The sequence below is a fragment of the Paraburkholderia sp. GAS348 genome (assembly GCF_050434205.1).
Taxonomy (GTDB): domain Bacteria; phylum Pseudomonadota; class Gammaproteobacteria; order Burkholderiales; family Burkholderiaceae; genus Paraburkholderia.
The window spans coordinates 1-25,865 of record NZ_JBNPVT010000023.1 but is presented as its reverse complement, the minus strand read 5'-3'; the positions used below and the strand labels follow the sequence as shown (position 1 = coordinate 25,865).

Sequence of the window (25,865 nt, the reverse complement as noted above, 5' to 3'; positions counted from 1 at the left end):
CGTGAGGGTACGCGACGGTGCATAGAGGCAACCGGATTACGCCGGAGTCCTGCTGCGTTCCTTTAACCGTTCACCTGATCGTCACACGCGGACGTAGGCAGCGAGCGTCTCGGGAAGCAGCGGTTTCATTACGTGCACGCCCTCGACCGCATAGGGCCGAAGCAAGGCGTTGCGCCAGAATTCCTGTTGGGGCAGTTCGGTCAAGCCTGCGAGGGCGACCAGAACCAGCACCAGAACGACCCCGCGCACGAGGCCAAACATCAAACCGAGCGAGCGGTCCACGCCGCTCAAGCCGGTCGCCTGCACGATGCGGCTCAGCAGGGCATTCAGCACGCTTGCGACCAGCACCACGCCGATCGCCACCAGCGCGAACGCCAGAAGCCACTGGGTCAGCGCGCCGCCCGGCCATGTGGCAGGGATAAACGGCACGACATAACCGACAAAGCGGCAAGCAATGAAAAACGCCGCGATCCAGCCGATCAGCCCGAATATCTCAGACAAAAAGCCGCGCCATGTGCCGCGCAAGGCCGACAAACCGATCACCGCCATTACAGCGTAGTCGAAGGCAGTGAACATCGCTCGCTTACTGTGCAGCGCCGCTGTTCGCGCCCGACGTCAAGCCGGCCTCGCGAACCTTCGCAATCGCGGCGGTTGCCGCTGCACGGTCGGCGAACGGACCGGCGCGCAATAGCGTGAGTGTGGAGCCGTCTGCCTGCTTCCGATGTTCGGTATATGCAGGCACTCCGGCCGCTTTCAACTTGGCGGCCCAATTACGCGCGTTGGCGTCGTTCGCAAATGCGCCGAGCTGGACGGCGAAACGGCTGCCCGGCGGCGATGCCGGCGTGCCGGAATTGGCGTCCGCGCTTGCCGCGGGAGTATTCGCGCTGTCGTCGCTCGGTGCCGCAATGTTCGCCGCGCTTTGCGTGGCGGGCGCATTGGTCGGCTTGGCCGGTTTGGCGGGCGCTTGCGCTGCGGGCGCGGCCGGTGCCGCATTAGTGGCGACCGTGGGCGCCTGCGGCTTCACAGCGGGCTTGGCTGCGGACGGTGTGCTCGTCGCCGCGCTCTGCTGTTTAGCTGCGCCGGACTGGCCTTGCGTGGCTGCCGTTGTCGGTGCCAGGCCGGAAGCGGCGAGTGCCGCGTCAGGCGCCGGGTTATCCGGTGCCACGCCGGCCTGCGTGTCTTCGTCGGTCTTGGCGACCTTCGGTGCGGGACGGCTTGGAATGTCGATGGAGATGTCGTCAGTCACGGGCTTCGGATGCGAATCCAGCACCATGGGCAGGATCACCACCGCTGCGACGACCAGCGCAATCGCGCCGACGAGTCTGCGCCGCGCACGCTGCTTTTCAGGCAACGTAGGGTCGAGCAGCATTGCATCGGCATCCACGGTGCGCTCCGCGCGGCGGGTTCGCCGCTCCACGCGCTCGCCACCGGCGGCCCGAGTGGAACTGGTGTTTGCGCCGCGCCGGGTGGGCGCGTCGTCTTTCTTGCCGAACGAGAAAATTCCCATGAATCGCTTGGTTCGAGCCTGGCGCCCGTTCAGTGTTGCTGCGATTTACGGTAGGCCATTACGCCTGCTACCGTATAGAAACTGCCGAAAACCACAATTCTATCATTCTCTGACGCTCGTTTTAGCGCGTCTTGGAATGCCTCTGCCGGTGTTCCGTAGCGCGTCACGCTGCTGTCATTGCTATCGCTTACGCCTTGCTCGCGCAAAGCCGCTTCGAGTTCTTCCGCCGAAGCCGCACGCGGGGTCGGCAGATCGGTCACGCACCAATGGTCGATTTCGCCTTTCAGGTGCGCCAGTACGCCGGCAATGTCCTTGTCGCGCATCGCGCCGAACACGGCGTACGTGTAAGGGAAAAAGCCCATATTGCCGAGGTTTTGCGTCAACACCGCCGCGGCGTGCGGGTTATGGCCGACGTCGAGCACGATGGCCGGCTTGCCAGGCAGCACCTGGAAACGCCCCGGCAATTCGACATTGGCGAGGCCGAGCCGGATATCCTGCGCCGACACCGGCAAACGGTCGCGCAGCGCTTCAAGACCGGCAAGCGCCGCCGAGGTGTTGATCAACTGATTCGCACCGCGCAATGCCGGATAGGCGAGCGCAGAGCGGCGCATCGTCGGGCCCACGTAGCTCCATTGCTGGCGCTCGCTGCCTGCCTGCCCTTCGTAGCGGAAATCGCGGCCGAATAGCCACAGTCCGGCGCCGATCTTTTCGGCGTGATCGATCAGGGTTTGCGGCGGCACCGGATCGGCGCAAATCGCCGGCTTGCCCGGACGGAAAATGCCGGCTTTTTCGAAGCCGATTTTCTCGCGCGTGTCGCCGAGATACTCGGTGTGATCGATATCGATGCTGGTGATGATCGCGCAGTCCGCGTCAAGGATGTTGACCGCGTCGAGGCGGCCGCCCAAGCCGACTTCGAAGATCACAGCGTCCAGTCCGCGCGAGGCGAACAGGCTCATGATCGCCAGCGTCGTGAATTCGAAGTAGGTCAGCGTGATTGGTTCGGCGAGGCTCAGGCGCGCGGCTTCCACGGCTTCGAAGTGCGGCAGCAGGTCTGCGTCGCTCGCCATTTCGCCGTTCACGCGCGCCCGTTCGTTGAACGACAGCAGATGCGGCGACGTGTGGCAACCGACCGTGAAGCCCGCGCGCAGCAAAATCGATTCGAGGATCGCACAGGTCGAACCTTTGCCGTTCGTGCCGCCGACCGTGATGATCGGGCACGCGAACGACAACTGCATCGCGTCGCGTACTTGCGTGATACGGCCCAAACCCATGTCGATGCCGACGGGATGCGCGGATTCAAGGTGCGTGAGCCACGCGTCGAGGGTGGAGAATGTGGTCATCGAGTGAATCTGTGCTGCGTTGCGAGACCGTGATTATCCCGGAAATGACAGCGCGCCGCTTGATGACTCTCGCGGCGCGCGATTTTTTAGACTGCTTTTCTGATGACCACCGCGCCTGAACGGGCACGCCGCGGCATCGACACGAAAGCTTACGCGACTGCGTCAGCCGGCTGATGGCTCAACAGCGCCATCAATTGCGCGATTTCTTCGCGCAGCTTGCGACGGTCGACGATCATGTCGACCGCGCCCTTCGTCAGCAGAAACTCGGCGCGCTGGAAGCCTTCCGGCAGCTTTTCACGCACGGTTTGTTCGATCACGCGCGGACCGGCGAACCCGATCAGCGCCTTCGGTTCGGCGATCACCACGTCGCCCAGGAACGCGAAACTCGCCGACACCCCGCCCATGGTCGGATCGGTCAGCACGGAAATGAACGGCAGCTTGGCTTCGGCGAGCCTGGTCAGCATGGCCGTGGTTTTCGCCATCTGCATCAGCGACAACAAGCTTTCCTGCATCCGCGCGCCGCCCGAAGCGGTGAAGCAGATAAACGGCACTTTCTGTTCGAGCGCATTCTGCGCACCGCGCACGAAACGTTCGCCGACCACCGAACCCATCGAGCCGCCCATGAACGAGAACTCGAAACACGCAACCACCACCGGCAGCGTGTGGATGGCACCGCCCATCACAACCATCGCGTCGGTTTCGTCGGTGTCGTCCATCGCCTCTTTCAGGCGATCCGGGTACTTGCGGCTGTCTTTGAACTTGAGCGCGTCGACCGGCACGATTTCCTGGCCGATTTCGTAGCGGCCTTCCGGGTCGAGCAGGCCGTCGAGCCGCTCACGCGCGCCGATGCGCATGTGATGGTCGCACTTCGGGCAAACGTGCAGATTGGCCTCGACGTCATTGCGGTACAGCACGGCTTCGCACGACGGGCACTTGATCCACAGGCCTTCCGGAATCCCCTTGCGGTTCTTCGGGTCGGTTTGTTTGATTTTCGGCGGCAGCAGCTTATCGAGCCAGCTCATATTGAATCCTTCAGGGGTCAACGGTTGCGCAAACGGCGGGACGAACCCGCCGTTCACACTACAGACGACAAAAATAACTGTTATCGGGCAGTCGCAGCGCTATCGAGCGCCTCGCGCACTTCAGCAATGAAGCGCGTAAGCGTCTCGGCGGCGGTTTCGGGGGCCGCTTGCTCGAGCAATTGCACGATACGGCTGCCAATCACGACGGCATCGGACACTTCGGCCACCGAACGCGCCGTTTGCGCGTCACGGATGCCGAAACCGACGCCCACCGGCAGGGGTACGCGCGACTTGATGGCGGGGATTTTACTCGCGATGCTGGAAACGTCCAGATTTGCCGCGCCGGTCACGCCTTTCAGCGACACATAATAGACGTAGCCGCTGGCGATTTTGCCGACTTCAGCGATGCGCTCATCCGTGGAGGTGGGCGCCAGCAAAAAAATCGGATCGATGCCGGCGGATCGCATCTGTTCAGCGAAGTTGACACACTCTTCCGGCGGGTAGTCGACAACCAGCACGCCGTCCACCCCGGCTTCCTTCGCCGCCTTGGCGAACGCCTCGGTGCCCATGCGCTCGATCGGATTGGCGTAGCCCATCAGCACCACCGGCGTCTTGTCGTCGGTTTCGCGGAAGCGCTTCACGTCGGCCAGCACGTGGCGCAGCGACACGCCATGCGCCAACGCGCGTTCGGACGATTGCTGGATCACCGGGCCGTCGGCCATCGGGTCGGAAAACGGTACGCCGAGTTCGATCACATCGGCGCCGCCGGCGGCGAGCGCGTGCATGAATTCGACCGTCCGCGCCGGATCCGGGTCGCCGGCCGTCATGAACGGAATCAGGCCTTTCTTACCCTGGGCGGACAACGCGGCAAACGTGTTCTTGATACGGGACATGGAATATTCTCGGATTCTTAAGCTACTGCGCGCTTATTGCGCCTCGGTTTGCCGCACAGCTTTGGCCGCATTCTTGCGGGTTTTGCGAGCGGCGGTGGGCGCGGCCGCGGCCGCGCTAACGCGTTCGCGCGCTATCGCGCAGTAACTTTCATTGATCTCATAGCCGACGAATTCGCGCTGCTGCCGAGCGCAAGCGACTGCGGTGGTGCCGCTGCCCATGAACGGGTCGAGTACGCGCCCGCCCTTCGGACAACTTGCCAGCACCATCCGCTCGACAATTTCCAGAGGCTTCTGGGTCGGATGATCGACACGCTCGGCGTGTTGCCGATGCAGCCGCGACACCGACCAGACGTCCTTCGGATTATAGCCAAGCTCCAGCCACTTACTGCCTTCGAACAATTTACGCGAACGCGCCTTCTTCGTGACGGCATCGTACGGAATGCGGACGGGATCGAGATCGAAAAAATAATCTTTCGATACCGCGAAAAAGCCGATGTTGTCGTGCACCGAGGTGAAACGGCGAACCGTTCCGCCCATGCTCGGCACGCGCCGGTCCCAGATGATTTCGTTGATCATCGTGAGTTTTGTCTTCAGGAAGCTGAAGATTTCCGGCGCGTACTGCCACGTGCAGAAGATATACAGCGAACCCGACGGCTTGAGCTTCGGAATAGCCAGTTCGAGCCAGCCACGGGTCCAGGCGAGGAAATCCTCGCCGGAGCGCATGTCGGAGTCGTTGCCATAATCCTTGCCGAGCCCATAGGGCGGATCGCAAAGGATCAGGTCGATCGACCCGTCGGGGATGTTCGCCACATCGGACAAAAAATCGCGGTTCAACAGCCGGATGCTGGCGGGCACCTGCGGTAACAGGGGTGCAGGCGCCTCGGCCGCCGCTACCTCGGCGACCGGGGCGGTTTCAAGCGCCGGTTGCGGCTCGTCGAACTCGTCGCGCATCGTCGCGGCGCTCAGAACTGGATACCCGATCGCTCAGCGACCGTATGCATGTCCTTGTCGCCGCGGCCCGACAGATTGACCAGAAGGACCTTGTCCTTAGGCAGCGTCGGCGCGAGTTTCGCGGCATAGGCCAGCGCGTGGCTGGATTCCAGCGCCGGAATAATGCCTTCGATGCGACAGCAATCGTGGAACGCCTTGAGCGCCTCTTCGTCGGTGATGCCGACATATTGCGCGCGATTGGTGTCTTTTAGCCACGCATGCTCGGGACCGACGCCCGGGTAGTCCAGACCGGCCGAGACCGAATGCGTCTCGATGATCTGACCGTTGTCGTCTTGCAGGAGATACGTACGGTTTCCGTGCAGCACGCCCGGGCTGCCGCCGATTAGCGACGCCGCGTGACGGCCGGATTCGATCCCATCACCCGCTGCTTCGACGCCGATCAGCTGCACCGAAGCGTCGTCGATATACGGGTAAAAGATACCCATTGCATTCGAACCGCCGCCAACGCACGCAATCACGGCATCCGGCTGGCGACCGACCATTTCAGGCATCTGCACCTTGCACTCGTCGCCGATCACGCGCTGGAAATCGCGCACCATCATCGGATACGGATGCGGTCCGGCCACCGTGCCGATGATGTAGAAAGTGTTTTCGACGTTGGTCACCCAGTCGCGCATTGCTTCATTGAGCGCGTCCTTCAGCGTGCGCGAGCCGGACGCCACGGGCACGACGGTCGCGCCGAGCAGCTTCATCCGGTACACGTTGGCAGCCTGGCGGCGCACGTCTTCCTCGCCCATGTAGACCACGCATTCCATGCCGAAGCGCGCCGCGATGGTCGCGGTCGCCACGCCGTGCTGCCCCGCGCCGGTTTCCGCGATCACGCGCGGCTTGCCCATGCGCTTCGCGAGCAGCGCCTGGCCGATCACGTTGTTGATCTTGTGAGCGCCGGTGTGATTCAAGTCTTCACGCTTGAGGAAAACCTGCGCGCCGCCGAGCATTTCGCTCCAGCGCTGTGCGTGATAAATCGGGGACGGACGACCCACGAAATGCTTCAGTTCACGCTCGTATTCGGCGACGAATTCCGGATCTTTCTGATATTTCTCGTACGCGGCACGCAGCTCGTCGAGTGCGTGAACCAGCGTTTCAGCGACGAACACGCCGCCATACTGGCCGAAATGGCCTCTTTCGTCTGGCAAGTTATACATGGTGATCACTCTTCTCAGTGTGGCGCACGGTTTTCATATGAGAAAACCGTGCCGCCTGAATCATTCAGCGTCGGCTGCGCGCACCGCGCGTACGAACGCCGCCATCCGGGCGTGATCTTTCACGCCTCTGGCGCCCGGCACTTCGATGCCGCTCGAGACATCGACCGCGTACGGGCGCACGCGATGGATCGCATCACTGACGTTTTGCGCGTTCAACCCACCACTCAAAACGGCCCGACGCGCGAGCTCTGCTGGAATAAGTGACCAATCGAAAACCTTCCCGCCGCCGCCATAGCCTTCGACATGGGTGTCGAACAGAAGGGCGCTGGCTGCTGAATAGTTAAGCGCTGATTTTACCAAATCTGCCGGTTGAGTATCCGCCGCGACTCGCAAGGCGCGCAACCAAGGCAAACCCGCAACACCGGCGAGGGATTCGCACTGCTCCGCGGTTTCGTCGCCGTGGAACTGCAGCAGCGTGAGCCCGACATTGCTGGCGACTTCGCGAATCCAGTCCGGCGTTGCGTTCACGAACAAGCCGACTACCGACACGAACGGCGGCACGTCATGGACCAGCTCGACGGCCTGCGCGACGCTCACCGAGCGCGGGCTCGGCGGATAGAACACGAGGCCGATCGCGTCGGCGCCGAGATCGATCGCCTGCCTCACGTCTTCCGGCTTCGACAGGCCGCACAGCTTGATACGCGTGCGATGCGGCGCGGCGTGCCGCGATGCGTCTGCGTGAACTTCGACAGCCAGGTTTTCGGTTGATTTCATGTTTGCGCTTGCTCGGTCCATACGGTACTCCACGGCACGGCGCCTGTTTGCGGCGCGGGCACGGCGAATTGATCAGGATAGCCCACCTGCGCCAGGTACAGGCCATCAGGCATGAAAGTCGGCGCGGCACAGTCGCGATCGCGGCTGGCGAGAACCTCGGCCATCCATTCGGCCGGATGGCGCCCCCGGCCGATGTCAACGAGACATCCCATCAGGTTGCGCACCATATGGTGCAGGAACGCGTTCGCCCGAAAGCGGAAATGAACGAAGTCGCCCTGTTGCAGTATGTCGATCTGATACAGATGCTTGACCGGTGTTTTCGCCTGGCATTGCGACGAACGGAACGCCGAAAAATCGTACTCGCCGATCAGGTGGACGGTGGCGGCCCGCATGGCGTCGACGTCGAGCTGCGTGTGCACCCAGCCGGCCCGCGTAGCCTGCATCGGCGAGCGGAACGGATGGACATACAACACATAGTAATAAGTCCGCTCGAACGCAGAAAACCGCGCGTGGAATTCGTCGGGCATCGGCTTGGCCCACTGCACGGCGATCGTCTTCGGCAGGAAGGCGTTGGTGCCGCGAATCCACGAAAAATCTGTGCGATCGAGTTCCGTGTCGAAGTGCACGACTTGGCCGAGGCCGTGCACGCCCGTATCCGTGCGGCCCGCCACAACGGTTTGCACGGGCGTTTGCGCGAACTCGCGCAACGCCCGTTCGAGTTCGTCCTGCACGGTCTTGCCGTGCGGCTGCGACTGCCAGCCGCAGAATGCCGACCCGTCGTACTGGACGCCTAGCGCAATCCGCTTCACGACAACGGTGCGAGCGTCGAGAGCAGCGCGCGGGCCTCGGTCCGCGTGGCCGGATCGTTCGCTTCGATCACTTCGTTGATGAGCATGCGCGCGCCGGACAGATCGCCGAGGTCGATGTATTCGGCGGCCAGATCGAGCTTGTTGCGGGCGATGCGGGTCAGATCGGCCTGCGTGAAAGCGGGCAACGGCTGAGCCGGGCTCGGCGGCAGCTCGAGGTCGAAATCGAGCTTCAGCGCGCCGAAGCCGGCCGCGCCCAGGCCCGCGACGGCTGCATGGCCCGCGGTGCCGGCGGAAATTTCATCGGCGATGTGCGCAGCGTCATCCGGATCGTGCGACGCCACGGCTTGCTGCGCGGCGGTTTCCGCGGACGCGACCGGCTGTGTCGACAACGACGCGGGTGCGCTCACGGCCGCGTCTGCGTCGGTCGATTCGATGCGCGGCGGCAAGGGCATGTTGAGACTGCTGAATGCATCGACGGCGTCGCGCGGGAACTCGGTCGGAACGGACAGCGCGGGCTGAGTTGGCGCGACCGGGGGCAGCTCGAATTCCGATGCGGCATCTGGCATAGCGGTGTCGGCTTGCTGATGTGATTCCGGTTGTGGCTGCAGCTCATCGGACGGCTGATGCGCCGGTTCAACGTGGGTTGTGTCTTGCTGCGCCGGCGGTTCGGCAGCCGCGATCGGCTCCGGTTCGTCGTCCCATTGCAGACGGTGCGGCGGCACCTCTTGCTGGAGGGTCTCATCGACCGGTTCAAGCGACGTCAGCGGCAACGCGTCGGCCCCGAGTTCCGCGGCGGCTGCAAGGCTCGCCGCCGTGGTGGCTCCGTCGAAGTTTTCGTGATGAGCGGCGGGAAGAGGTTCCGACGCGAACTCGGGTTGGGTAGCCGTTAGGGTGTCCGCGATCGGTTGCGCAGGTTCGAAAGATGCCGGCGCGTGACCTTCGTGCGAGGCGTGTTGGGGCGCGTCGAGGTCGAGTACGGGCAGGGCCGTGTGCGGCGGATGCTCGGCGGCTTCGCGTTGTTCCACAGTGCGTTCGGCGGCGGGTTCCGCAGCCGTGGACTCCGGCGCTGCTTCGTCTACCGTTGAAGGTTCTGCTTGCACACGCTCGGCAGCAACTTGCGGCGCTGCTGCGTTTTCTGACACAGCGCGCGCTGATGCAGCGCCTTCGGCTGCTGCGCGCTCCGCGGTTTCGCGCTCCGCCAGTGCCGCCCTGTGCGGCGCGGCCACTTCGTCGCTCACGGCCGGCGCTTCGCGCGCCGGAATCTCTTCGCCTGTGAAAGGGATGTCCTGCGGCCCAGCCGCGCGACCGGCAGCCGCGGCTGCGTCCGCCGCCAACGAACCTTCAGCCGCGGCAACAGCGGCGCGCTTCCTGCGGCGCATACGCAAAGCCGCCAGCAGCACGACCAATGCCGCGCCGATCGCCGCCGCCACGCTCAAATTCGTCTGCGAGATGCCGGCGTCGTTCGACGCGGAAATCGCGGCGCCGCCGTGACCAGAAACGGCCGCCGCAGACGAAACGCCGGCAGCCGGCTGCACACCGTTCGTCGAAGGCTTGACAGTCGCGGCCGGCGAACCGCCGATGCCATGTTTCTGCAACTCCATCAGCACGCGGTTTTTCAGCGCAAGCAATTGCTGCAAGCTGGACACCTGCGCGCGCGGTTGCGATGCCGGCTGTGCTGTGGCGACCGCCGACGCGCCTTCGGCAGTCTCGCTGGCCGAGGGCTGGATCGCGCCTGACCAGACATGCGCGCCACTGTCCGGCAACGCGCCTGCGGCCTGTGAGCCCGCTACGGGCGCCGCCGGGACCGCGCCTGCCGCTGTCGAGCTACCTGGCGTCGCCGAGCTTGCTTCAGCCGTTGAGCTAGCCGCCCCTGAAACCGCAGACGTGGCCGGCGCTGCAGCGCGAGCCGCGGCACTTGCCGCGCTCGCTGCAGCGGCATTCACCTGCGCCGCACCGCTTGCGGCACCGACAGCAGCACCGGCCGCCGCCGCACTCGGCGTGGCAGCAGGCGCAGCCGTAGCGGCCGATAGTGCAGCTGACGCAGACCCCGCACCCGGCGCCGAAGCCGCCAGAGCGCCCGACGCATCCAGCGCCGGGACCGTCAACAGCGCGCCTACACGCATCCGGCTCGGGTCATGATTCATGAAGGCATTCGGATTCGCATCGAACAGCGCGCGCGAAGCGCGTGCGAGCGTCCCCCGGTCGTGCGATTGCGTGACGGCAATCGCCACGTCGTTCAACGATTGCCCGGACTTCACCGTATATTGACTGCCGGCGGCGTGCGAAACGGAGGCACCCTCCGGCGCGCTCGCGGCGTCGCCCGGCGCTGCCACTGCGCTACCCACGCCGACGCCGGACAGCGCGAGCGCCAAAGCGGCCGCGGCCGTCAGCCGGCTCGTACCTTGATGCATAGACATAGCCCGAAGGGAAGAGAGTCGAAGGTTCATCGGGACTCCTGGCGCATCAGCGCGCAGCCCTTTTTTGCGGTTGGAAAGAGACAAGATATTCGGAGCACACAATGAAAAAAGCGCCGCACAAGCGCGACGCTTCTTGAGTTTTCTACGCGTCGTGAGCGCGTAGTTTACTTTACTTGTCGAGCACAATGCGAAGCATGCGACGCAGCGGTTCTGCCGCGCCCCACAGCAGCTGATCGCCGACCGTGAAGGCCGACAGATATTCGCCGCCCATCGCCAGTTTGCGCACACGGCCGACCGGCACGGTCAACGTGCCCGTCACCACTGCCGGAGACAGATCGCGCATCGACGCTTCGCGCTCGTTCGGCACGACCTTGACCCAGTCGTTGCCCGACGCGAGGATGCTGTTCACTTCGTCCAGCGGCACGTCCTTGTTCAGCTTGATGGTCAGCGCCTGCGAGTGGCAGCGCATTGCGCCGATCCGCACGCAGAGGCCATCTACCGGGATCGAACCCGGCGTGCCCATGGCCGGCTTGCCGAGGATCTTGTTGGTTTCCGCGCCGCCCTTCCACTCTTCTTTCGACATGCCGTTGCCGAGATCCTTGTCGATCCACGGAATCAGCGAGCCGGCGAGCGGCACGCCGAAGTTATCGGTCGGCATACGGTCGCTGTTCATCGCGCTCAGCACGCGACGGTCGATGTCGAGAATCGCCGACGACGGATCAGCCAGGTCTTCCTTGGCCGCGCCGTACAGCGTGCCCATTTGCTGCAGCAGTTCGCGCATGTTTTGCGCGCCCGCGCCCGAAGCGGCCTGATACGTCATGGCCGTCATCCAGTCGACGAGGTTTTCGCGGAACAGGCCGCCCAGCGCCATCAGCATCAGGCTGACCGTGCAGTTGCCGCCGATGAAATTCTTCTGGCCCTTGACCAGCGCATTCTTGATCACGTCGAGGTTGACCGGATCGAGAATGATGACCGCGTCGTCTTTCATACGCAGCGACGAAGCCGCGTCGATCCAGTAGCCGTTCCAGCCCGCTGCGCGCAGCTTCGGGAACACTTCGTTCGTGTAATCGCCGCCTTGGCAGGAGATGATCGCTTCGCACTTCTTCAAGTCTTCGATGCTTGCCGCATCTTTGAGCTTGGTCTCGTTTTTGGCGAACGACGGCGCGTTACCGCCCGCGTTGCTGGTGCTGAAAAACACCGGTTCGATCAAGTCGAAATCACCTTCCTGCTGCATGCGTTGCATCAGGACGCTGCCGACCATACCGCGCCAACCTACGAGACCTACGTTCATGACTTCATACCCTTCGAGTGGAAACTTCCCCGCATCTTTGCCCGCAGTGACCGCGCGGGGAAGATGGGCGGGCACGACGGACGATCAGCGTTTCGTGATCGTTTTCGGGGTAATCGCTTTAACGAGCGTTTTGGTGGTAATGGCGAGCTCAACCACACGGGCCGTTTTGCCGTGCAGTTTCGAAATCGAGGAGATTTGAGCTGTGTGCACCATCGCTACAATATACACGAAAACCGGAATCCGGCGACGTCAAGATCCGCCGCTTGTCGCCCGTATTACGCGCGAATCGGCCTGTTTGAAGGCCAATTCGCGTTTTAAAGGCCGCTTTGACGACTGCTTGGCGACCTAACTGCCACCTGCACGATTACCGACTTCCAAGCGCCTTACAGCGCGGCGACCACTGCGTCGCCCATCGCCACGGTACCGACCTGCTTGCAACCCGGCGTCAGAATGTCGCCCGTGCGGAAGCCTTGTTCCAGCACCTTCTTTACCGCGCTTTCAATGCGATCCGCCTGTTCCGCCTTGTTCAGCGAATAGCGCAGCATCATCGCGGCCGACAGGATCGTGGCCAGCGGATTCGCCACGCCCTTGCCGGCGATATCCGGCGCCGAACCGTGCGACGGCTCGTACAAGCCCTTGTTGTTCTTGTCGAGCGAGGCCGACGGCAGCATGCCGATCGAACCCGTCAGCATGGCGGCTTCGTCGGAGAGAATGTCGCCGAACATGTTGCCGGTCACGATCACGTCGAACGACTTCGGCGCCTTCACCAGCTGCATCGCCGCGTTGTCCACGTACATGTGCGACAGCTCGACGTCCGCGTATTCCTTCGAGACGTCGATCATCACGTCGCGCCAGAACTGCGACGTTTCGAGCACATTGGCCTTGTCCACGCTCGTCAGCTTCTTCTGGCGCTTTTGCGCAGCCTGAAACGCGACATGCGCAATACGGCGCACTTCGGGTTCCGAATAACGCATCGTGTCGAAGCCTTCCTTCGCGCCTTCGAACAGCCCATCCGGCGACGAACGCACGCCGCGCGGCGCGCCGAAGTAGATGTCGCCGTTCAGTTCGCGAACGATCAGGATGTCGAGACCCGAAACGATTTCTTCCTTTAACGACGAAGCGCCCGTCAGTTGCGGATAGCAGATTGCCGGGCGGAAGTTCGCGAACAATTGCAGGTGCTTGCGCAGACCGAGAATGGCCTGCTCCGGGCGCAGTGCGCGTTCGAGCGAGTCGTACTTCCAGTCGCCAACAGCACCGAACAGGATCGCATCGGCTTCTTTCGCCAGCGCCAGCGTCGAATCGGGCAGCGGATGGCCCTTTGCTTCGTAGCCCGCGCCGCCAACCGGCGCTTGTTCCAGTTCGAACTTTTCGCCGAGCACGTTCAGGACCTTCACGGCTTCCTTGACGATTTCGGGACCGATGCCATCGCCCGGCAAGACTGCGATCTTCATGCGAATTTCCTTGATGATTTTCTTCGAGACTTTTGAGCGTGAATCAACGAGCCACCGGGCTCGTGGGCCTGTAAGCCCTTACCCGACGATGCGGTGATTCAACCACGGCTGCTTCGCGATCCGCTCGGCTTCGAACTGGCGAATCTTGTCAGCGTGACGCAGGGTGAGGCCGATATCGTCGAAGCCATTCAGCAGGCAGTACTTGCGGAAGCCCGCGACTTCAAACGGATACTCAGCGCCGCCGTCCGACGTGCGCACGACTTGCGCCTCAAGGTCGATGGTCAGCTTGAAGCCGTTGAACGCGTAGGTTTCGTTGAACAGGTGATCGACTTGCTGTTCGGTCAGCACGATCGGCAGCAGGCCGTTCTTGAAGCAGTTGTTGTAGAAGATATCAGCGAAGCTCGACGCAATGATCGCGCGGAAGCCATATTGCTGCAGCGCCCACGGTGCATGCTCACGCGAGCTGCCGCAACCGAAGTTCTTGCGCGCCAACAGCACCGACGCGCCCTGATAGCGCGGCTGATTCAGCACGAAATCCGGATTCAGCGGACGCTTCGAGTTGTCCTGGCCCGGCTCGCCGTGGTCGAGGTAACGCCATTCGTCGAACGCGTTCGGACCGAAGCCCGTGCGCTTGATCGACTTCAGAAATTGCTTCGGAATAATCGCGTCCGTGTCGACGTTCTCGCGATCGAGCGGCGCCACGACGCCGGTGTGTACGATGAATTTATCCATGACGCTTGCGCCTGTTTCAAGACCGGGCGATGCGCGTGGCGGCCGGAAAGCCGCTCGCCGCATCGCCGGCAAAAATCAAAAACCGCTCATTTGTCAGCGTGATTGCTGATCGAATTGCCGAGGTGCGACATGTCCTCGCCGAATCCGTGCACCGTATTGCAGCCGGCCAGACCGAGCAATAGCCCGGCCAGGGTCCCGAGTGCGAAGCGGCGCAATAGAGTGGTGCGATTCATGTTCTTCATCATGCGTATTTATCCAAGCTTGCGAATATCGACGAAATGCCCTTCGATAGCCGCGGCGGCAGCCATCGCGGGGCTCACGAGGTGGGTACGGCCACCGGCGCCCTGACGACCTTCGAAATTACGATTCGACGTGGACGCGCAACGCTCGCCCGGATCCAACCGGTCGGCGTTCATGGCGAGACACATCGAGCAACCGGGCTCACGCCATTCGAAACCGGCATCGGTAAAGACCTTGTCGAGGCCTTCGCGTTCCGCTTGCGCCTTCACCAGACCCGAACCCGGCACGACCATGGCCAGACGGATGTTCGGTGCGACGCGGCGGCCAAGCTTCTTCACGACGTATGCCGCAGCGCGAATGTCTTCAATGCGCGCGTTGGTGCACGACCCGATGAATATTTTATCCGGCTTGATGGATTCGATCGGTGCATTCGGTTCGAGCGCCATGTACTTCAGCGCGCGTTCCATTGCATCGCGCTTGACCGGGTCTTTTTCGCGTTCCGGATCCGGCACGCGGCCGTCTACGGCCGTGACCATTTCCGGCGACGTGCCCCACGTGACTTGCGGCACGATTTCCGCGGCGTTCAACTCGACCACGCGGTCGAATTGCGCGCCTTCGTCCGACTTGAACTGCTTCCAGTACTCGACCGCGTGATCCCACTCGACGCCTGACGGCGAGAAGGGACGGCCTTTCAAATATTCGATAGTGGTGTCGTCCACGGCGACCATGCCGGCGCGCGCGCCTGCTTCGATCGCCATGTTGCAAACCGTCATGCGGCCTTCCATGGACAGCGCGCGAATCGTCGAACCGCCGAATTCGATCGCGTAGCCGGTGCCGCCCGCCGTGCCGATCTTGCCGATGATCGCGAGCACGATGTCTTTCGCGGTACAACCGCGCGGCAACGGACCTTCGACCTTCACCAGCATGTTCTCGCTCTTCTTCTGCAAGAGCGTTTGCGTAGCCAGCACGTGTTCGACTTCCGACGTGCCGATGCCGTGCGCCAGCGCGCCGAACGCGCCGTGCGTGGACGTGTGCGAGTCGCCGCAGACGATGGTCATGCCCGGCAGCGTAGCGCCCTGTTCCGGCCCGATGATGTGCACGATGCCCTGGCGCAGGTCGTTCATCTTGAACTGCGTGATGCCGTAGGCGTCGCAGTTCGAGTCGAGCGTGTCGACTTGCAGCTTGGAGACTGGATCGGCAATGCCGTGGCTGCGATCCGTGGTGGGGACGTTGTGATCCGACACCGCCAGATTCGCGCTGATACGCCACACCGGACGCTCAGCCAGTTTCAGGCCTTCGAACGCTTGAGGGCTGGTGACTTCGTGCAGCAGGTGACGGTCGATATAGAGAATCGTCGTGCCGTCTTCTTCCGTATGGACCACGTGTGTGTTCCACAATTTGTCGTAGAGAGTCTGTGCCATGGTATGCGGGGTAGTAATGACTGCGGGCTGACTGTGTCGGTCGATTATGCCACGCAGAATCCCGCCCGGGGTCCTTCAATCACGGAGAAAACCGATAAAAAACAGGGAGTTGGGTGGTAGTGACGATACCTGTATGGGTGTTACCCGGCAAGAATAAATGGAGCAATGCGAAGCGTGAAACGCGACTCTTCGCCCGGGAATTTCTGACCGTTGGCACCCGCGAACAAGCGATTCAACTTCGCCAAGCCTTTGTATTCGCGGTGTGTTTGGCCTTCTCCGAGAGCAACCGCGAGCTGGTAAAAAAATTTGCGAGAAAGAGGGATTTCGAACAAAAAACTTGTTGGAATACAAAAAAAACGTTGAACTGCGCCTGAACGACAAATTTTCGCCAGTGCGACGGCAGCACCTCAGCGTAAAAAAATCTTCGGCCACGGTCGACTTCAACGGCCTTGGTTCAATGCGTTATTGCGCAACGGTCGCACGCACGCCAACGATTACTCAACTCCTCGAGTCAGACGTTCTCACGCGCGCGCGCGAGTTCATGGCGTCACTGCCAGCAGGAATGCAAGACCGGGCGCTCAGCTGGGCATATTTCCACGAGACACAAGACAACACTTAGTTCGCAGCTTGCGGGCTTCGTCCTCAACGCCTGGCGCTCGAGATCTAACGCCGCAAGACAAAACGCCCCAACAGTGAACCCGTTGGGGCGTTTCTTATCAGCTGATTCCGCACTGGCTCGCAGCAATCACCACACTGCGAACCACGCAGACTCAAACCCGATCAACGTTGCGCGATCGGCTTCGCTTCACGCGGCGTATCGCCGACGAACAGCTGACGCGGACGGCCAATCTTCTGTTCCGGATCGGCGATCATTTCGTTCCACTGTGCAATCCAGCCGACCGTACGTGCCATCGCGAAGATACACGTGAACATCGAGGTCGGGATGCCCAGCGCGCGCTGCACGATGCCCGAGTAGAAGTCGACATTCGGGTACAGCTTGCGCGACACGAAGTATTCGTCTTCCAGCGCGATCTTTTCCAGTGCCATGGCCAGCTTGAACAGCGGGTCGTCGTGCAGGCCCAGCTCTTCCAGCACTTCGTGGCAGGTTTCGCGCATCAGCTTCGCACGCGGATCGTAGTTCTTGTAGACGCGGTGACCAAAGCCCATCAGCTTCACGCCCGAGTTCTTGTCCTTCACCTGCTTGATGAACTCAGGAATGTTGTCGACCGAGCCGATTTCTTCCAGCATGTTCAGTGCGGCTTCGTTCGCACCACCGTGCGCCGGGCCCCACAGGCAAGCGATACCGGCCGCGATACACGCGAACGGGTTCGCGCCCGACGAACCCGCCAGACGAACCGTCGAGGTCGATGCATTCTGTTCGTGGTCTGCGTGCAGGATCAGGATACGGTCCAGCGCGCGCACCAGCACGTCGTTGACCTTGTACTCTTCGCACGGGTTCGAGAACATCATGTGCATGAAGTTCGCGCTGTACGACAGGTCGTTCTTCGGGTACGCAAACGGCTGGCCGATGCTGTACTTGTACGCCATCGCGACGAGCGTAGGCAGCTTCGCGATCATGCGAATGGCCGACACTTCACGGTGACGCGGATTGTTGATGTCGAGCGAGTCGTGGTAGAACGCCGACAGCGCGCCGACTGCAGCGACCAGAATCGCCATCGGGTGCGCGTCGCGACGGAAGCCACGGAAGAAGAAGTGCATTTGCTCATGCACCATCGTGTGCTTCGTGACGGTGTTCACGAACTCGTCTTTCTGCTGCGCGTTCGGCAGTTCGCCCTTCAGCAGCAGATAGCAGGTTTCGAGGAAGTCGGCGTTTTGCGCGAGGTTGTCGATCGGGTAGCCGCGATACAGCAGCTCGCCCTTGTCACCGTCGATGTACGTGATCGCCGAATTGCACGCCGCCGTCGACATAAAGCCCGGGTCGTACGTGAACTTGCCAGTCTGGCCGTACAGTTTGCGGATGTCGATCACGTCCGGGCCGAGAGTGCCCTTGTAAATCGGCATTTCAACGCTCGGCGAATTGTCGCTGAACGATAGCGTGGCTTTAACATCTGACGGGGTCATAGCACATCCTCAATCGAAGTATGGAAACAGGGTTTCGATAATTTGCACGCCTGGGAACAACGGACAAGCGGCGCCCAAAAAGTTCGCGGCGCTCAAGCGTTGCGCAACAGCGCCAGCACCCGGATCACATCCGGGTCGGCAAGGTCGCCTTCCGGTTCCTTGCGCGCGAGCAGCAAGTCCATCAGGTCGTTATCGCTCAGCTCGAGCAGGCGCGTGAGAGCGCCTACATCGGCATCGCTGAGGTCATGCTCATATCGGCCGAAAAAACGTTCAAAGATCAGATCGTTTTCCAGCAGGCCCCGCCGCGCGCGCCAGCGAAGACGCGCGCGGCGGAGAGGGTCGGACTGATGCGATGTTTCGTTGTTCATGTCAGTACGCGCCGGGCCGCTCCCAAGCGCACTGACCGCCCCCCTTGGGGGCAGCGAACGATAGGGAGCGCGGGGTGGTTCATATCAAACAGCGCGGCGAACCATCAATTCCTTGATCTTGCCAATCGCCTTGGTCGGGTTCAGGCCCTTCGGGCAGACGTCGACGCAATTCATGATGGTATGGCAACGGAACAGACGGTACGGATCTTCCAGGTTGTCGAGGCGCTCACCCGTCGCTTCGTCACGGCTGTCCGCGATGAAACGATAGGCTTGCAACAGGCCAGCCGGGCCGACGAACTTGTCCGGATTCCACCAGAAGCTCGGGCACGACGTGGAGCAGCTAGCGCACAGGATACATTCGTACAGGCCGTCGAGTTCGTCGCGTTCTTCCGGCGACTGCAGACGTTCCTTTTCCGGCGGCGGCGTATCGTTGATCAGGTACGGCTTGATCGAGTGATACTGATTGAAGAACTGCGTGAAGTCGCAGATCAGGTCGCGCACGACGGGCAGGCCCGGCAACGGACGCAGCACGATCTTTTGCGGCAGGTCGTTCATGTTCTGCAAGCAGGCCAGACCATTCTTGCCATTGATGTTCATTGCGTCCGAACCGCACACGCCTTCGCGGCACGAACGGCGGAACGACAAGGTTTCGTCCATCGCCTTCAGCTTGAGCAGCGCGTCGAGCAGCATCCGTTCGTGCGAGTCGATTTCGATCTCGTACGTTTGCATGCGCGGCGCCGCGTCCTTATCCGGATCGTAGCGGTAAATTTCAAATGTACGCTTAGCCATTTCTGAATTCCTTTGACTTGTGCCTTAGAAGGTACGCGCTTTCGGCGGTACCGATTCGACCGTCAGCGGTTGCATCTGAACCGGCTTGTAGTCGAGGCGATCGCCTTCGCTAAACCACAGCGTATGGCGCAGCCAGTTTTCGTCGTCGCGATGTTCGAAGTCGTCTTGCGCGTGCGCGCCGCGGCTTTCCTTGCGCGCTTCGGCGGAAACCATCGTGGCGCGTGCCACTTCGATCAGGTTCTCCACTTCCAACGCTTCAATACGTGCCGTGTTGAACACCTTCGACTTGTCTTTCAGGTAGATGTTGTCCACACGTGCAGCTACTTCGCGAATCCGCTCGACGCCTTCGGCCAGCAGCTTCGACGTGCGGAACACGCCGGCGTGCGCCTGCATCGTGGAACGGATGTCGGCCGCAACGGTTTGCGAGTATTCGCCCGACGTGGATTTGTCCAGCTTGTTCAGACGAGCCAGCGAGAAATCGCCCGCGTCGGCCGGCAGCGGCTTGTGCTCCTTGATGTCCTTCACGTGCTTGACGATGTGGTTGCCGGCCGCACGGCCGAACACTACCAGGTCGAGCAGCGAGTTCGTGCCGAGACGGTTTGCGCCGTGCACCGACACGCACGAGCATTCGCCCACTGCGTAGAAACCGTTGACGACTTCCTTGTGATCCCGCGACGTGCCAACGACCTGGCCGTTGATGTTCGTCGGGATACCACCCATCTGATAGTGGATGGTCGGCACAACCGGAATCGGCTCTTTAATACAGTCGACGTTCGCGAACTTCATGGCGATTTCGCGGATCGAGGGCAGACGCTTCATGATCGTCTCGGCGCCAATGTGCGACAGGTCGAGCAGCACGTGATCCTTGTTCGGACCCACACCACGGCCTTCCTTGATTTCCTGGTCCATCGAACGCGAGACGAAGTCGCGCGGCGCCAGGTCTTTCAGCGTCGGCGCGTAGCGTTCCATGAAACGCTCGCCGTTCGAGTTACGCAGAATGCCGCCTTCGCCGCGCACGCCTTCGGTAATCAGCACGCCCGCGCCGGCTACGCCGGTGGGGTGGAATTGCCAGAATTCCATGTCTTGCAGTGCGATACCCGAACGCGCAGCCATGCCCAGGCCGTCACCGGTGTTGATGAACGCGTTCGTGGATGCCGCGAAGATCCGGCCCGCGCCGCCCGTAGCGAACAGCGTGGTCTTGCCTTCGAGGATATAAACGTCGCCGGTTTCCATTTCCAGCGCGGTCACGCCGAGCACATCGCCGTCGGCGTCGCGGATCAGGTCCAGCGCCATCCATTCGACGAAGAACTGCGTCTTGGCAGCCACGTTTTGCTGATACAGCGTGTGCAGCAGCGCGTGACCGGTACGGTCAGCCGCCGCGCAAGCGCGTTGCACCGGCTTTTCGCCATAGTTGGCGGTGTGGCCGCCGAACGGGCGTTGGTAAATCGTGCCATCAGCGTTGCGGTCGAACGGCATGCCGAAGTGTTCGAGCTCGTACACGGCATTCGGTGCTTCACGGCACATGAACTCGATCGCGTCCTGGTCGCCGAGCCAGTCGGAACCCTTGATCGTGTCGTAGAAGTGGTAGTGCCAGTTGTCTTCGCTCATGTTGCCGAGCGATGCGCCGATGCCGCCTTGGGCAGCCACCGTGTGCGAACGCGTCGGGAACACCTTGGACAGCACGCAAACCGACAGACCGGCACGCGCGAGTTGCAGCGAAGCGCGCATCCCCGAGCCGCCTGCGCCGACGATAACCACGTCAAACTTGCGACGCGGCAGAGAATTTTTGATTGCAGCCATTCTTTTACACTCTCCAGAGAATCTGCGCAGCGTAGCCCGCACAGGCGAGCAGCCAGACGATCGTCAGCGCTTGAAGAAACAGACGCATGCCAACGGGCTTCACATAGTCCATCCAGATGTCGCGGATACCCACCCACGCGTGATAGAACAGCGACAGCAGCGTGACAAACGTGGCGAGCTTCATCCATTGCGTCGCAAAGATCGACGCCCAGCCGTCATATGAGAAATCGCGCGCGCCGAAGAACCACGCGAGCAGGATCACCGTGTAGACCGCCATGATGCAGGCGGTAATGCGCTGGGCGAGCCAGTCGCGCAGACCGTAGTGCGCGCCGACGACGAGACGCTTCGGACCGATTCGGTTGTTAGCTGCCATTTTTTAGAATGCTCCGAAGAGTTTGAGCGCAAAAGCAATCGTCAGAAGCGACGAGACGACCAGAACGACGATCGACGTTTGCTTGCCCTTTTCCTTGGTGACCGCGCTGTGGTTGGTGTCCATCACCAGGTGACGGATGCCGGCGCAGAAGTGAAACAGAAAGGCCCACGCGAGAACGAGCGTGATGAGCTTGACGATGATGTTGGAAAGGAAACCTTTGAAGACTTCGAAACTCAGTTCGGAAGTCAGGCTCTGATCAAAGAGGTACAGCAGGAACGGAAGAAAAACAAAAAGCAGACCACCGCTCAAGCGGTGCAAGATCGACACTCGCCCCGCTAGCGGAAGACGGTATGCCGTCAAAATCTGCCCGATACCGATGTTCCGGAATTCCGGCCTCGGTTTTTTTACGGTTTCAGCCATGCTAGACCCCTACTATGTAGTCACACTAATCCGCAATTTTAGCGCCTTTTTATATCGCGCTGCAGCGAAAACCACCACAGGTCCTTTACAGCGTGCGCGATAAAGGCGCCTTCTTCATCCGACTCAGCTCAAATCGTTCTGATAGTAATACCCGGTTGTGACATACCAACCACGGCGCACCTCAACCGGCCGGTCTCCATATGTATAGGAGACGCGCTCCACCGAGAGAAGTGGAAAACCCGCCGGCACATGCAACAGGTCAGCCACTGAAGGCTCAGCCGCGACCGCGCGGATCTTCTCCGTTGCGCGAATCATGCGGGTGCCGAATTCAGTCTCGAACATCGCGTAGAGGGGACCTTTATACTCCGACAGCCGCTCGAGCGTGAGTCCGCGGAACACCGCGCCGGGCAGCCAGATTTCGTCGAGTACGGTGACTTCGCCGTCGAACTGCAGCAAGCGCTTGATCAGCACCACCGGATCGGCAGGCTTCAGATCGAGTTGCCGGGCGATGTCAGCCGAAGCGCGCAAGCGCCGGCATTCAAGCAGGCGGCTGACGTGCGGGTGCTCCGCGCCGTCATCGGCCAGCAATCTGAGGAAGCGAAATTGGGCGCGGTCTTCGTTGTGCGTTGCAACAAAAGTACCCTTGCCCTGGCGGCGCACCAGCAGGTTGTCGGCGGCAAGCTCGTCGATCGCTTTGCGCACTGTTCCCTGACTGACCTTGTATCTTGCCGCCAATTCGACTTCACTAGGAATGATCTCGCCAGGTTTCCACTCGCCGGTTTCGAGGCTCTGCGTAATCAAGCCCTTGATCTGCTGATACAAAGGACTGAAAGTGGGCGACGTGGCGGGCATGGCAGCGGATACACCTTCGCCCGCGGCCACCTGGCCGGTCGGATTCGCGGTGTTCGCCTGGTTCGAAGTCATCCGCATATTTCATCATAAAGGGCCCGCCCGCGTCTAGGGTTTCCCCCGCAATAGATATGTCTTATATAAGACATAAGATAATGTTGACTTTGCGCCTAACGGCTCCTACACTCCTTGTCGAGCAAGGGTTTGCGGGTTTTCCGGCGACTGTTTTGCACTACGCAATGCAGCGCCGCAGCGCACCGGCAGCCACTCTGCACCATGCTGTTCCCACGCAGTCCAGGTTTCGATTCGCCGCCATTCGTTGGCCAGACGCTTGCCGAAACGCGCTGTTTGCAGGAGCCCGCACCGTGCAGCGGCTACCCGGCGCCAACATGCCTCGCTCCCCGCTCTCTCAAGCAGAGCAGTACAGGTTTCCGGCATGGCGGTCTTGCCGTAGCGCGCCGTACAGCCTCGGCACATTCCGAGGCTGTACGCGAACAGTGAATTCCGCCGTGTTTCACAACGCTTCGTTGAAGGCGCATATAGAATGGCGTTTTCCCTAGCGTCTAACGCATCGTCCTGGAGATTTCTCAATGGCTAAGCCCGCAAAGCGCGTTGCCGTCACCGGCGCCGCAGGTCAAATCGCTTACTCCCTACTGTTCCGCATCGCCAATGGCGACCTGCTCGGTAAGGATCAGCCGGTTATCCTGCAACTGCTCGACCTGCCGCAAGCGCAAGGCGCCGTCAAAGGCGTCGTGATGGAACTGGATGATTGCGCATTCCCGCTGCTGTCGGGTGTCGTGATCACTGACGACCCGAAGGTTGCATTCAAGGATGCAGACGTTGCCCTGCTGGTCGGCGCACGTCCGCGTTCGAAAGGCATGGAGCGTAAGGATTTGCTGTCGGCAAACGCCGAAATCTTCACGGTTCAGGGCAAGGCGCTGAACGAAGTCGCCAGCCGCGACGTGAAGGTGCTGGTGGTCGGCAACCCGGCCAACACCAACGCATACATCGCGATGAAGTCGGCGCCGGATCTGCCGAAGAAGAACTTCACCGCCATGCTGCGCCTCGACCACAACCGCGCGCTGTCGCAACTGGCGGCCAAGTCGGGCAAGCCGGTCGCTTCGATCGAAAAACTGGCTGTGTGGGGCAACCACTCGCCGACCATGTACCCGGATTTCCGCGTTGCAACAGCAGAAGGTCAGGACCTGACCAAGCTGATCAACGACGAAGAGTGGAACCGCAACACGTTCATCCCGACCGTCGGCAAGCGCGGTGCGGCGATCATCGAGGCACGCGGCCTGTCGTCGGCAGCGTCGGCAGCGAACGCGGCGATCGACCACGTGCGTGACTGGGTGCTCGGCACGAACGGCAAGTGGGTCACCATGGGTATCCCGTCGGACGGTTCGTATGGCATTCCGGAAGACATCATCTACGGTGTGCCGGTTACGTGCGAAAACGGCGAGTACAAGCGTGTTGAAGGTCTGGCAATCGACGCGTTCTCGCGCGAAAAGATGGACGGCACGCTGAACGAGCTGCTGGAAGAACGCGACGGCGTTCAACACCTGCTCGGCTAAGCACCTTTGATGCAGACGAACCGGAACTCCGTAGCTTTATCGCAGCGGGTTCCGGTTTTTTACGTGCGAATGCAGATACGGCGCTCCATTTTGCAGTTCACTCTGCAATTTGTCGTGCCAGTATCCGCATCTGATTCGAACGCGTTTTGCGCGGCTGCCTGACCATGGCCGAACAGAGCGCATCCGCATCAGATTTCCCTAACGACCACCCACGCCCTTGACGCCGAAGATGCGCGCCCTCACACCCGCCGAAGTGCTGTTTGACGGCGAAGTGCCGCCCGCTGTGCTGCCTGCCTGCGATCACTACGCCGGCAGCGAGAAGCTGATGCTGAAATCACTCGCATTGCAGCAGCAACTTGGCCCGGTGTTCGACATCACGCTTGATTGTGAAGACGGCGCACAGGTCGGTCGGGAAGCCGAACATGCGGAGCTGGTCGCGTCGCTGCTTGGCAGCGAGCATGACCGCTTCGGCCGCGTCGGCGTGCGGATTCACGACTTCGATCACGCGCACTGGCGTGACGACGTCCGCCTCCTTCTGCGCGCGGCAAAGCGAGCGCCTGCTTACATCACCCTCCCAAAGATCCGCAACGTCCCCGACGCCGCCGAAATGGTCGCGTTCATCGAAGCGACGCGTTGCGAGCTCGGCATTGCGCAGCCGGTGCCGGTGCAATTGCTGGTCGAAACGCATGGCGCGCTGACGCGCGTGTTCGATCTGGCGGCGCTCCCCGGCGTCGAGGCGCTGAGCTTCGGCCTGATGGACTTCGTTTCCGCACACGATGGCGCGATTCCCGATACCGCCATGCGCTCGCCCGGTCAGTTCGATCACCCGCTCGTACGGCGCGCGAAGCTTGAGATTTCGGCGGCCTGCCATGCGTATGGCAAGGTGCCGTCGCATAACGTCAGCACAGAAGTGCGCGACATGAATGTGGTCGCGAACGACGCCGCCCGCGCCCGCAACGAGTTCGGCTACACGCGCATGTGGAGCATCCACCCGGCGCAGATCGAGGCGATCGTGGCCGCGTTTGCAGCGCGCGACGAAGAAATCGTCACCGCTACCGAAATTCTGCTGGCCGCGCAGTCCGCGCAATGGGGACCGACGCGCCATCACGACACGCTGCACGACCGGGCGAGCTATCGCTATTACTGGTCGGTGCTGCGTCGCGCTCAATCCACTGGCCGCGCCGTCCCGCAAGACGCCGCGCCGCTCTTCACGAAAGTGGGCACTAACGGGCAAGCTGCATGATGAGCATGATGGTCAACGCAGCCGCCGGCGTGGCGGCGCTGAACGGCACCCTCGCGTGGAGCCGTGCAAGCGAATCACAGCAGCGTTTCACGCAGCGGGGAACAGACGTCGAATGCGCGGTTCAACCAGAAGCAACGAGCAGGCACAAAGGAGATTGCGGGAGATGAGCGAGACGACGCAAACCGCCGGTGCACAAGGCGAGAACGATCCTAAAAGCGGCTTCAAACCGAAGAAATCCGTGGCGCTGTCCGGCGTGACGGCTGGCAATACCGCGCTTTGCACGGTCGGCAAGACCGGCAACGATCTGCACTACC

The 25,865-nt window shown here is 61.7% G+C and carries 25 protein-coding genes and 1 pseudogene; 4 read left to right on the top strand and 22 right to left on the bottom strand.

What is annotated here, in order from left to right:
• Window positions 1–81 precede the first annotated feature (81 nt).
• The 15 genes from P3T22_RS27475 to leuC form a co-directional block, all read right to left on the bottom strand.
• Window positions 82–576, bottom strand: coding sequence for a CvpA family protein (locus P3T22_RS27475; RefSeq protein WP_063498423.1), 495 nt, complete (start codon window positions 574–576; stop codon window positions 82–84).
• 7 nt (window positions 577–583) lie between these two features.
• Window positions 584–1,507, bottom strand: coding sequence for an SPOR domain-containing protein (locus P3T22_RS27470; RefSeq protein WP_063498422.1), 924 nt, complete (start codon window positions 1,505–1,507; stop codon window positions 584–586).
• Between the two features lie 29 nt (window positions 1,508–1,536).
• Window positions 1,537–2,847: a bifunctional tetrahydrofolate synthase/dihydrofolate synthase gene (gene folC / locus P3T22_RS27465; protein WP_063498421.1), complete on the bottom strand. Its 1,311-nt coding sequence runs from the start codon at window positions 2,845–2,847 to the stop codon at window positions 1,537–1,539.
• 149 nt (window positions 2,848–2,996) lie between these two features.
• Complete coding sequence (accD, locus tag P3T22_RS27460; RefSeq protein ID WP_063498420.1) at window positions 2,997–3,869, bottom strand: acetyl-CoA carboxylase, carboxyltransferase subunit beta; 873 nt, start codon at window positions 3,867–3,869, stop codon at window positions 2,997–2,999.
• A gap of 80 nt (window positions 3,870–3,949) precedes the next feature.
• Window positions 3,950–4,762, bottom strand: a complete 813-nt coding sequence (trpA, locus tag P3T22_RS27455; protein WP_429326657.1) for a tryptophan synthase subunit alpha — start codon at window positions 4,760–4,762, stop codon at window positions 3,950–3,952.
• A 33-nt stretch (window positions 4,763–4,795) separates the two neighbouring features.
• Window positions 4,796–5,713 carry a DNA-methyltransferase gene (locus P3T22_RS27450; RefSeq protein ID WP_063498418.1) on the bottom strand — a complete coding sequence of 306 codons (918 nt, stop codon included), beginning with the start codon at window positions 5,711–5,713 and terminating at the stop codon, window positions 4,796–4,798.
• 11 nt (window positions 5,714–5,724) lie between these two features.
• Window positions 5,725–6,918 carry a tryptophan synthase subunit beta gene (gene trpB, locus P3T22_RS27445; protein WP_429326656.1) on the bottom strand — a complete coding sequence of 398 codons (1,194 nt, stop codon included), beginning with the start codon at window positions 6,916–6,918 and terminating at the stop codon, window positions 5,725–5,727.
• Window positions 6,919–6,978: 60 nt separating this feature from the next.
• On the bottom strand, window positions 6,979–7,692 hold the full coding sequence (locus P3T22_RS27440; RefSeq protein ID WP_063498416.1) for a phosphoribosylanthranilate isomerase: 714 nt from the start codon (window positions 7,690–7,692) through the stop codon (window positions 6,979–6,981).
• A complete protein-coding gene (truA, locus tag P3T22_RS27435; protein ID WP_063498415.1) occupies window positions 7,689–8,501 on the bottom strand; it encodes a tRNA pseudouridine(38-40) synthase TruA in 813 nt (270 codons plus the stop codon). Before truA ends, P3T22_RS27440 begins: the two co-directional genes overlap by 4 nt.
• Window positions 8,498–10,948: a FimV/HubP family polar landmark protein gene (locus P3T22_RS27430; protein ID WP_429326655.1), complete on the bottom strand. Its 2,451-nt coding sequence runs from the start codon at window positions 10,946–10,948 to the stop codon at window positions 8,498–8,500. The genes truA and P3T22_RS27430 overlap by 4 nt, the downstream gene beginning before the upstream one ends.
• A 139-nt stretch (window positions 10,949–11,087) precedes the next feature.
• Window positions 11,088–12,209, bottom strand: a complete 1,122-nt coding sequence (gene asd / locus P3T22_RS27425; RefSeq protein WP_429326654.1) for an aspartate-semialdehyde dehydrogenase — start codon at window positions 12,207–12,209, stop codon at window positions 11,088–11,090.
• Between the two features lie 383 nt (window positions 12,210–12,592).
• Window positions 12,593–13,660, bottom strand: a complete 1,068-nt coding sequence (leuB, locus tag P3T22_RS27420) for a 3-isopropylmalate dehydrogenase (protein ID WP_429326653.1) — start codon at window positions 13,658–13,660, stop codon at window positions 12,593–12,595.
• 78 nt (window positions 13,661–13,738) lie between these two features.
• Entirely contained in the window at window positions 13,739–14,392 is a 654-nt protein-coding gene (leuD, locus tag P3T22_RS27415; protein WP_063498412.1) for a 3-isopropylmalate dehydratase small subunit, read from the bottom strand.
• 86 nt (window positions 14,393–14,478) lie between these two features.
• Window positions 14,479–14,637: an entericidin A/B family lipoprotein gene (locus tag P3T22_RS27410; protein WP_028196115.1), complete on the bottom strand. Its 159-nt coding sequence runs from the start codon at window positions 14,635–14,637 to the stop codon at window positions 14,479–14,481.
• Window positions 14,638–14,643: 6 nt separating this feature from the next.
• On the bottom strand, window positions 14,644–16,053 hold the full coding sequence (leuC, locus tag P3T22_RS27405; RefSeq protein WP_063498411.1) for a 3-isopropylmalate dehydratase large subunit: 1,410 nt from the start codon (window positions 16,051–16,053) through the stop codon (window positions 14,644–14,646).
• 119 nt (window positions 16,054–16,172) lie between these two features.
• On the opposite strand from leuC, the gene P3T22_RS27400 reads away from it, so the two are divergent.
• On the top strand, window positions 16,173–16,427 hold the full coding sequence (locus P3T22_RS27400) for a hypothetical protein (protein ID WP_429326652.1): 255 nt from the start codon (window positions 16,173–16,175) through the stop codon (window positions 16,425–16,427).
• A 406-nt stretch (window positions 16,428–16,833) separates the two neighbouring features.
• Here P3T22_RS27400 and gltA read toward each other — a convergent pair whose 3' ends face one another.
• From gltA to P3T22_RS27365, 7 genes are all read right to left on the bottom strand, one after another.
• A complete protein-coding gene (gene gltA, locus P3T22_RS27395; RefSeq protein ID WP_063498409.1) occupies window positions 16,834–18,135 on the bottom strand; it encodes a citrate synthase in 1,302 nt (433 codons plus the stop codon).
• Between the two features lie 92 nt (window positions 18,136–18,227).
• On the bottom strand, window positions 18,228–18,503 hold the full coding sequence (locus tag P3T22_RS27390; RefSeq protein ID WP_063498408.1) for a succinate dehydrogenase assembly factor 2: 276 nt from the start codon (window positions 18,501–18,503) through the stop codon (window positions 18,228–18,230).
• Window positions 18,504–18,587: 84 nt separating this feature from the next.
• Window positions 18,588–19,292, bottom strand: a complete 705-nt coding sequence (locus P3T22_RS27385; RefSeq protein ID WP_054034792.1) for a succinate dehydrogenase iron-sulfur subunit — start codon at window positions 19,290–19,292, stop codon at window positions 18,588–18,590.
• A 24-nt stretch (window positions 19,293–19,316) separates the two neighbouring features.
• Entirely contained in the window at window positions 19,317–21,092 is a 1,776-nt protein-coding gene (gene sdhA, locus P3T22_RS27380; RefSeq protein WP_063498407.1) for a succinate dehydrogenase flavoprotein subunit, read from the bottom strand.
• A 4-nt stretch (window positions 21,093–21,096) separates the two neighbouring features.
• Complete coding sequence (gene sdhD, locus P3T22_RS27375; protein WP_063498406.1) at window positions 21,097–21,465, bottom strand: succinate dehydrogenase, hydrophobic membrane anchor protein; 369 nt, start codon at window positions 21,463–21,465, stop codon at window positions 21,097–21,099.
• A 3-nt stretch (window positions 21,466–21,468) separates the two neighbouring features.
• Window positions 21,469–21,885, bottom strand: a complete 417-nt coding sequence (sdhC, locus tag P3T22_RS27370; protein ID WP_063498405.1) for a succinate dehydrogenase, cytochrome b556 subunit — start codon at window positions 21,883–21,885, stop codon at window positions 21,469–21,471.
• Window positions 21,886–22,008: 123 nt separating this feature from the next.
• Window positions 22,009–22,809 (bottom strand): GntR family transcriptional regulator, encoded by an 801-nt coding sequence (locus tag P3T22_RS27365; RefSeq protein ID WP_063500623.1) that lies wholly within the window; start codon window positions 22,807–22,809, stop codon window positions 22,009–22,011.
• A 515-nt stretch (window positions 22,810–23,324) separates the two neighbouring features.
• On the opposite strand from P3T22_RS27365, the gene P3T22_RS27360 reads away from it, so the two are divergent.
• The 3 genes and pseudogenes from P3T22_RS27360 to P3T22_RS27350 form a co-directional block, all read left to right on the top strand.
• On the top strand, window positions 23,325–24,308 hold the full coding sequence (locus P3T22_RS27360) for a malate dehydrogenase (protein WP_063498404.1): 984 nt from the start codon (window positions 23,325–23,327) through the stop codon (window positions 24,306–24,308).
• Window positions 24,309–24,537: 229 nt separating this feature from the next.
• On the top strand, window positions 24,538–25,551 hold the full coding sequence (locus P3T22_RS27355; protein ID WP_429326651.1) for an HpcH/HpaI aldolase/citrate lyase family protein: 1,014 nt from the start codon (window positions 24,538–24,540) through the stop codon (window positions 25,549–25,551).
• Between the two features lie 163 nt (window positions 25,552–25,714).
• A pseudogene (locus P3T22_RS27350) lies at window positions 25,715–25,865 on the top strand (2-methylcitrate synthase); the annotation flags it as partial.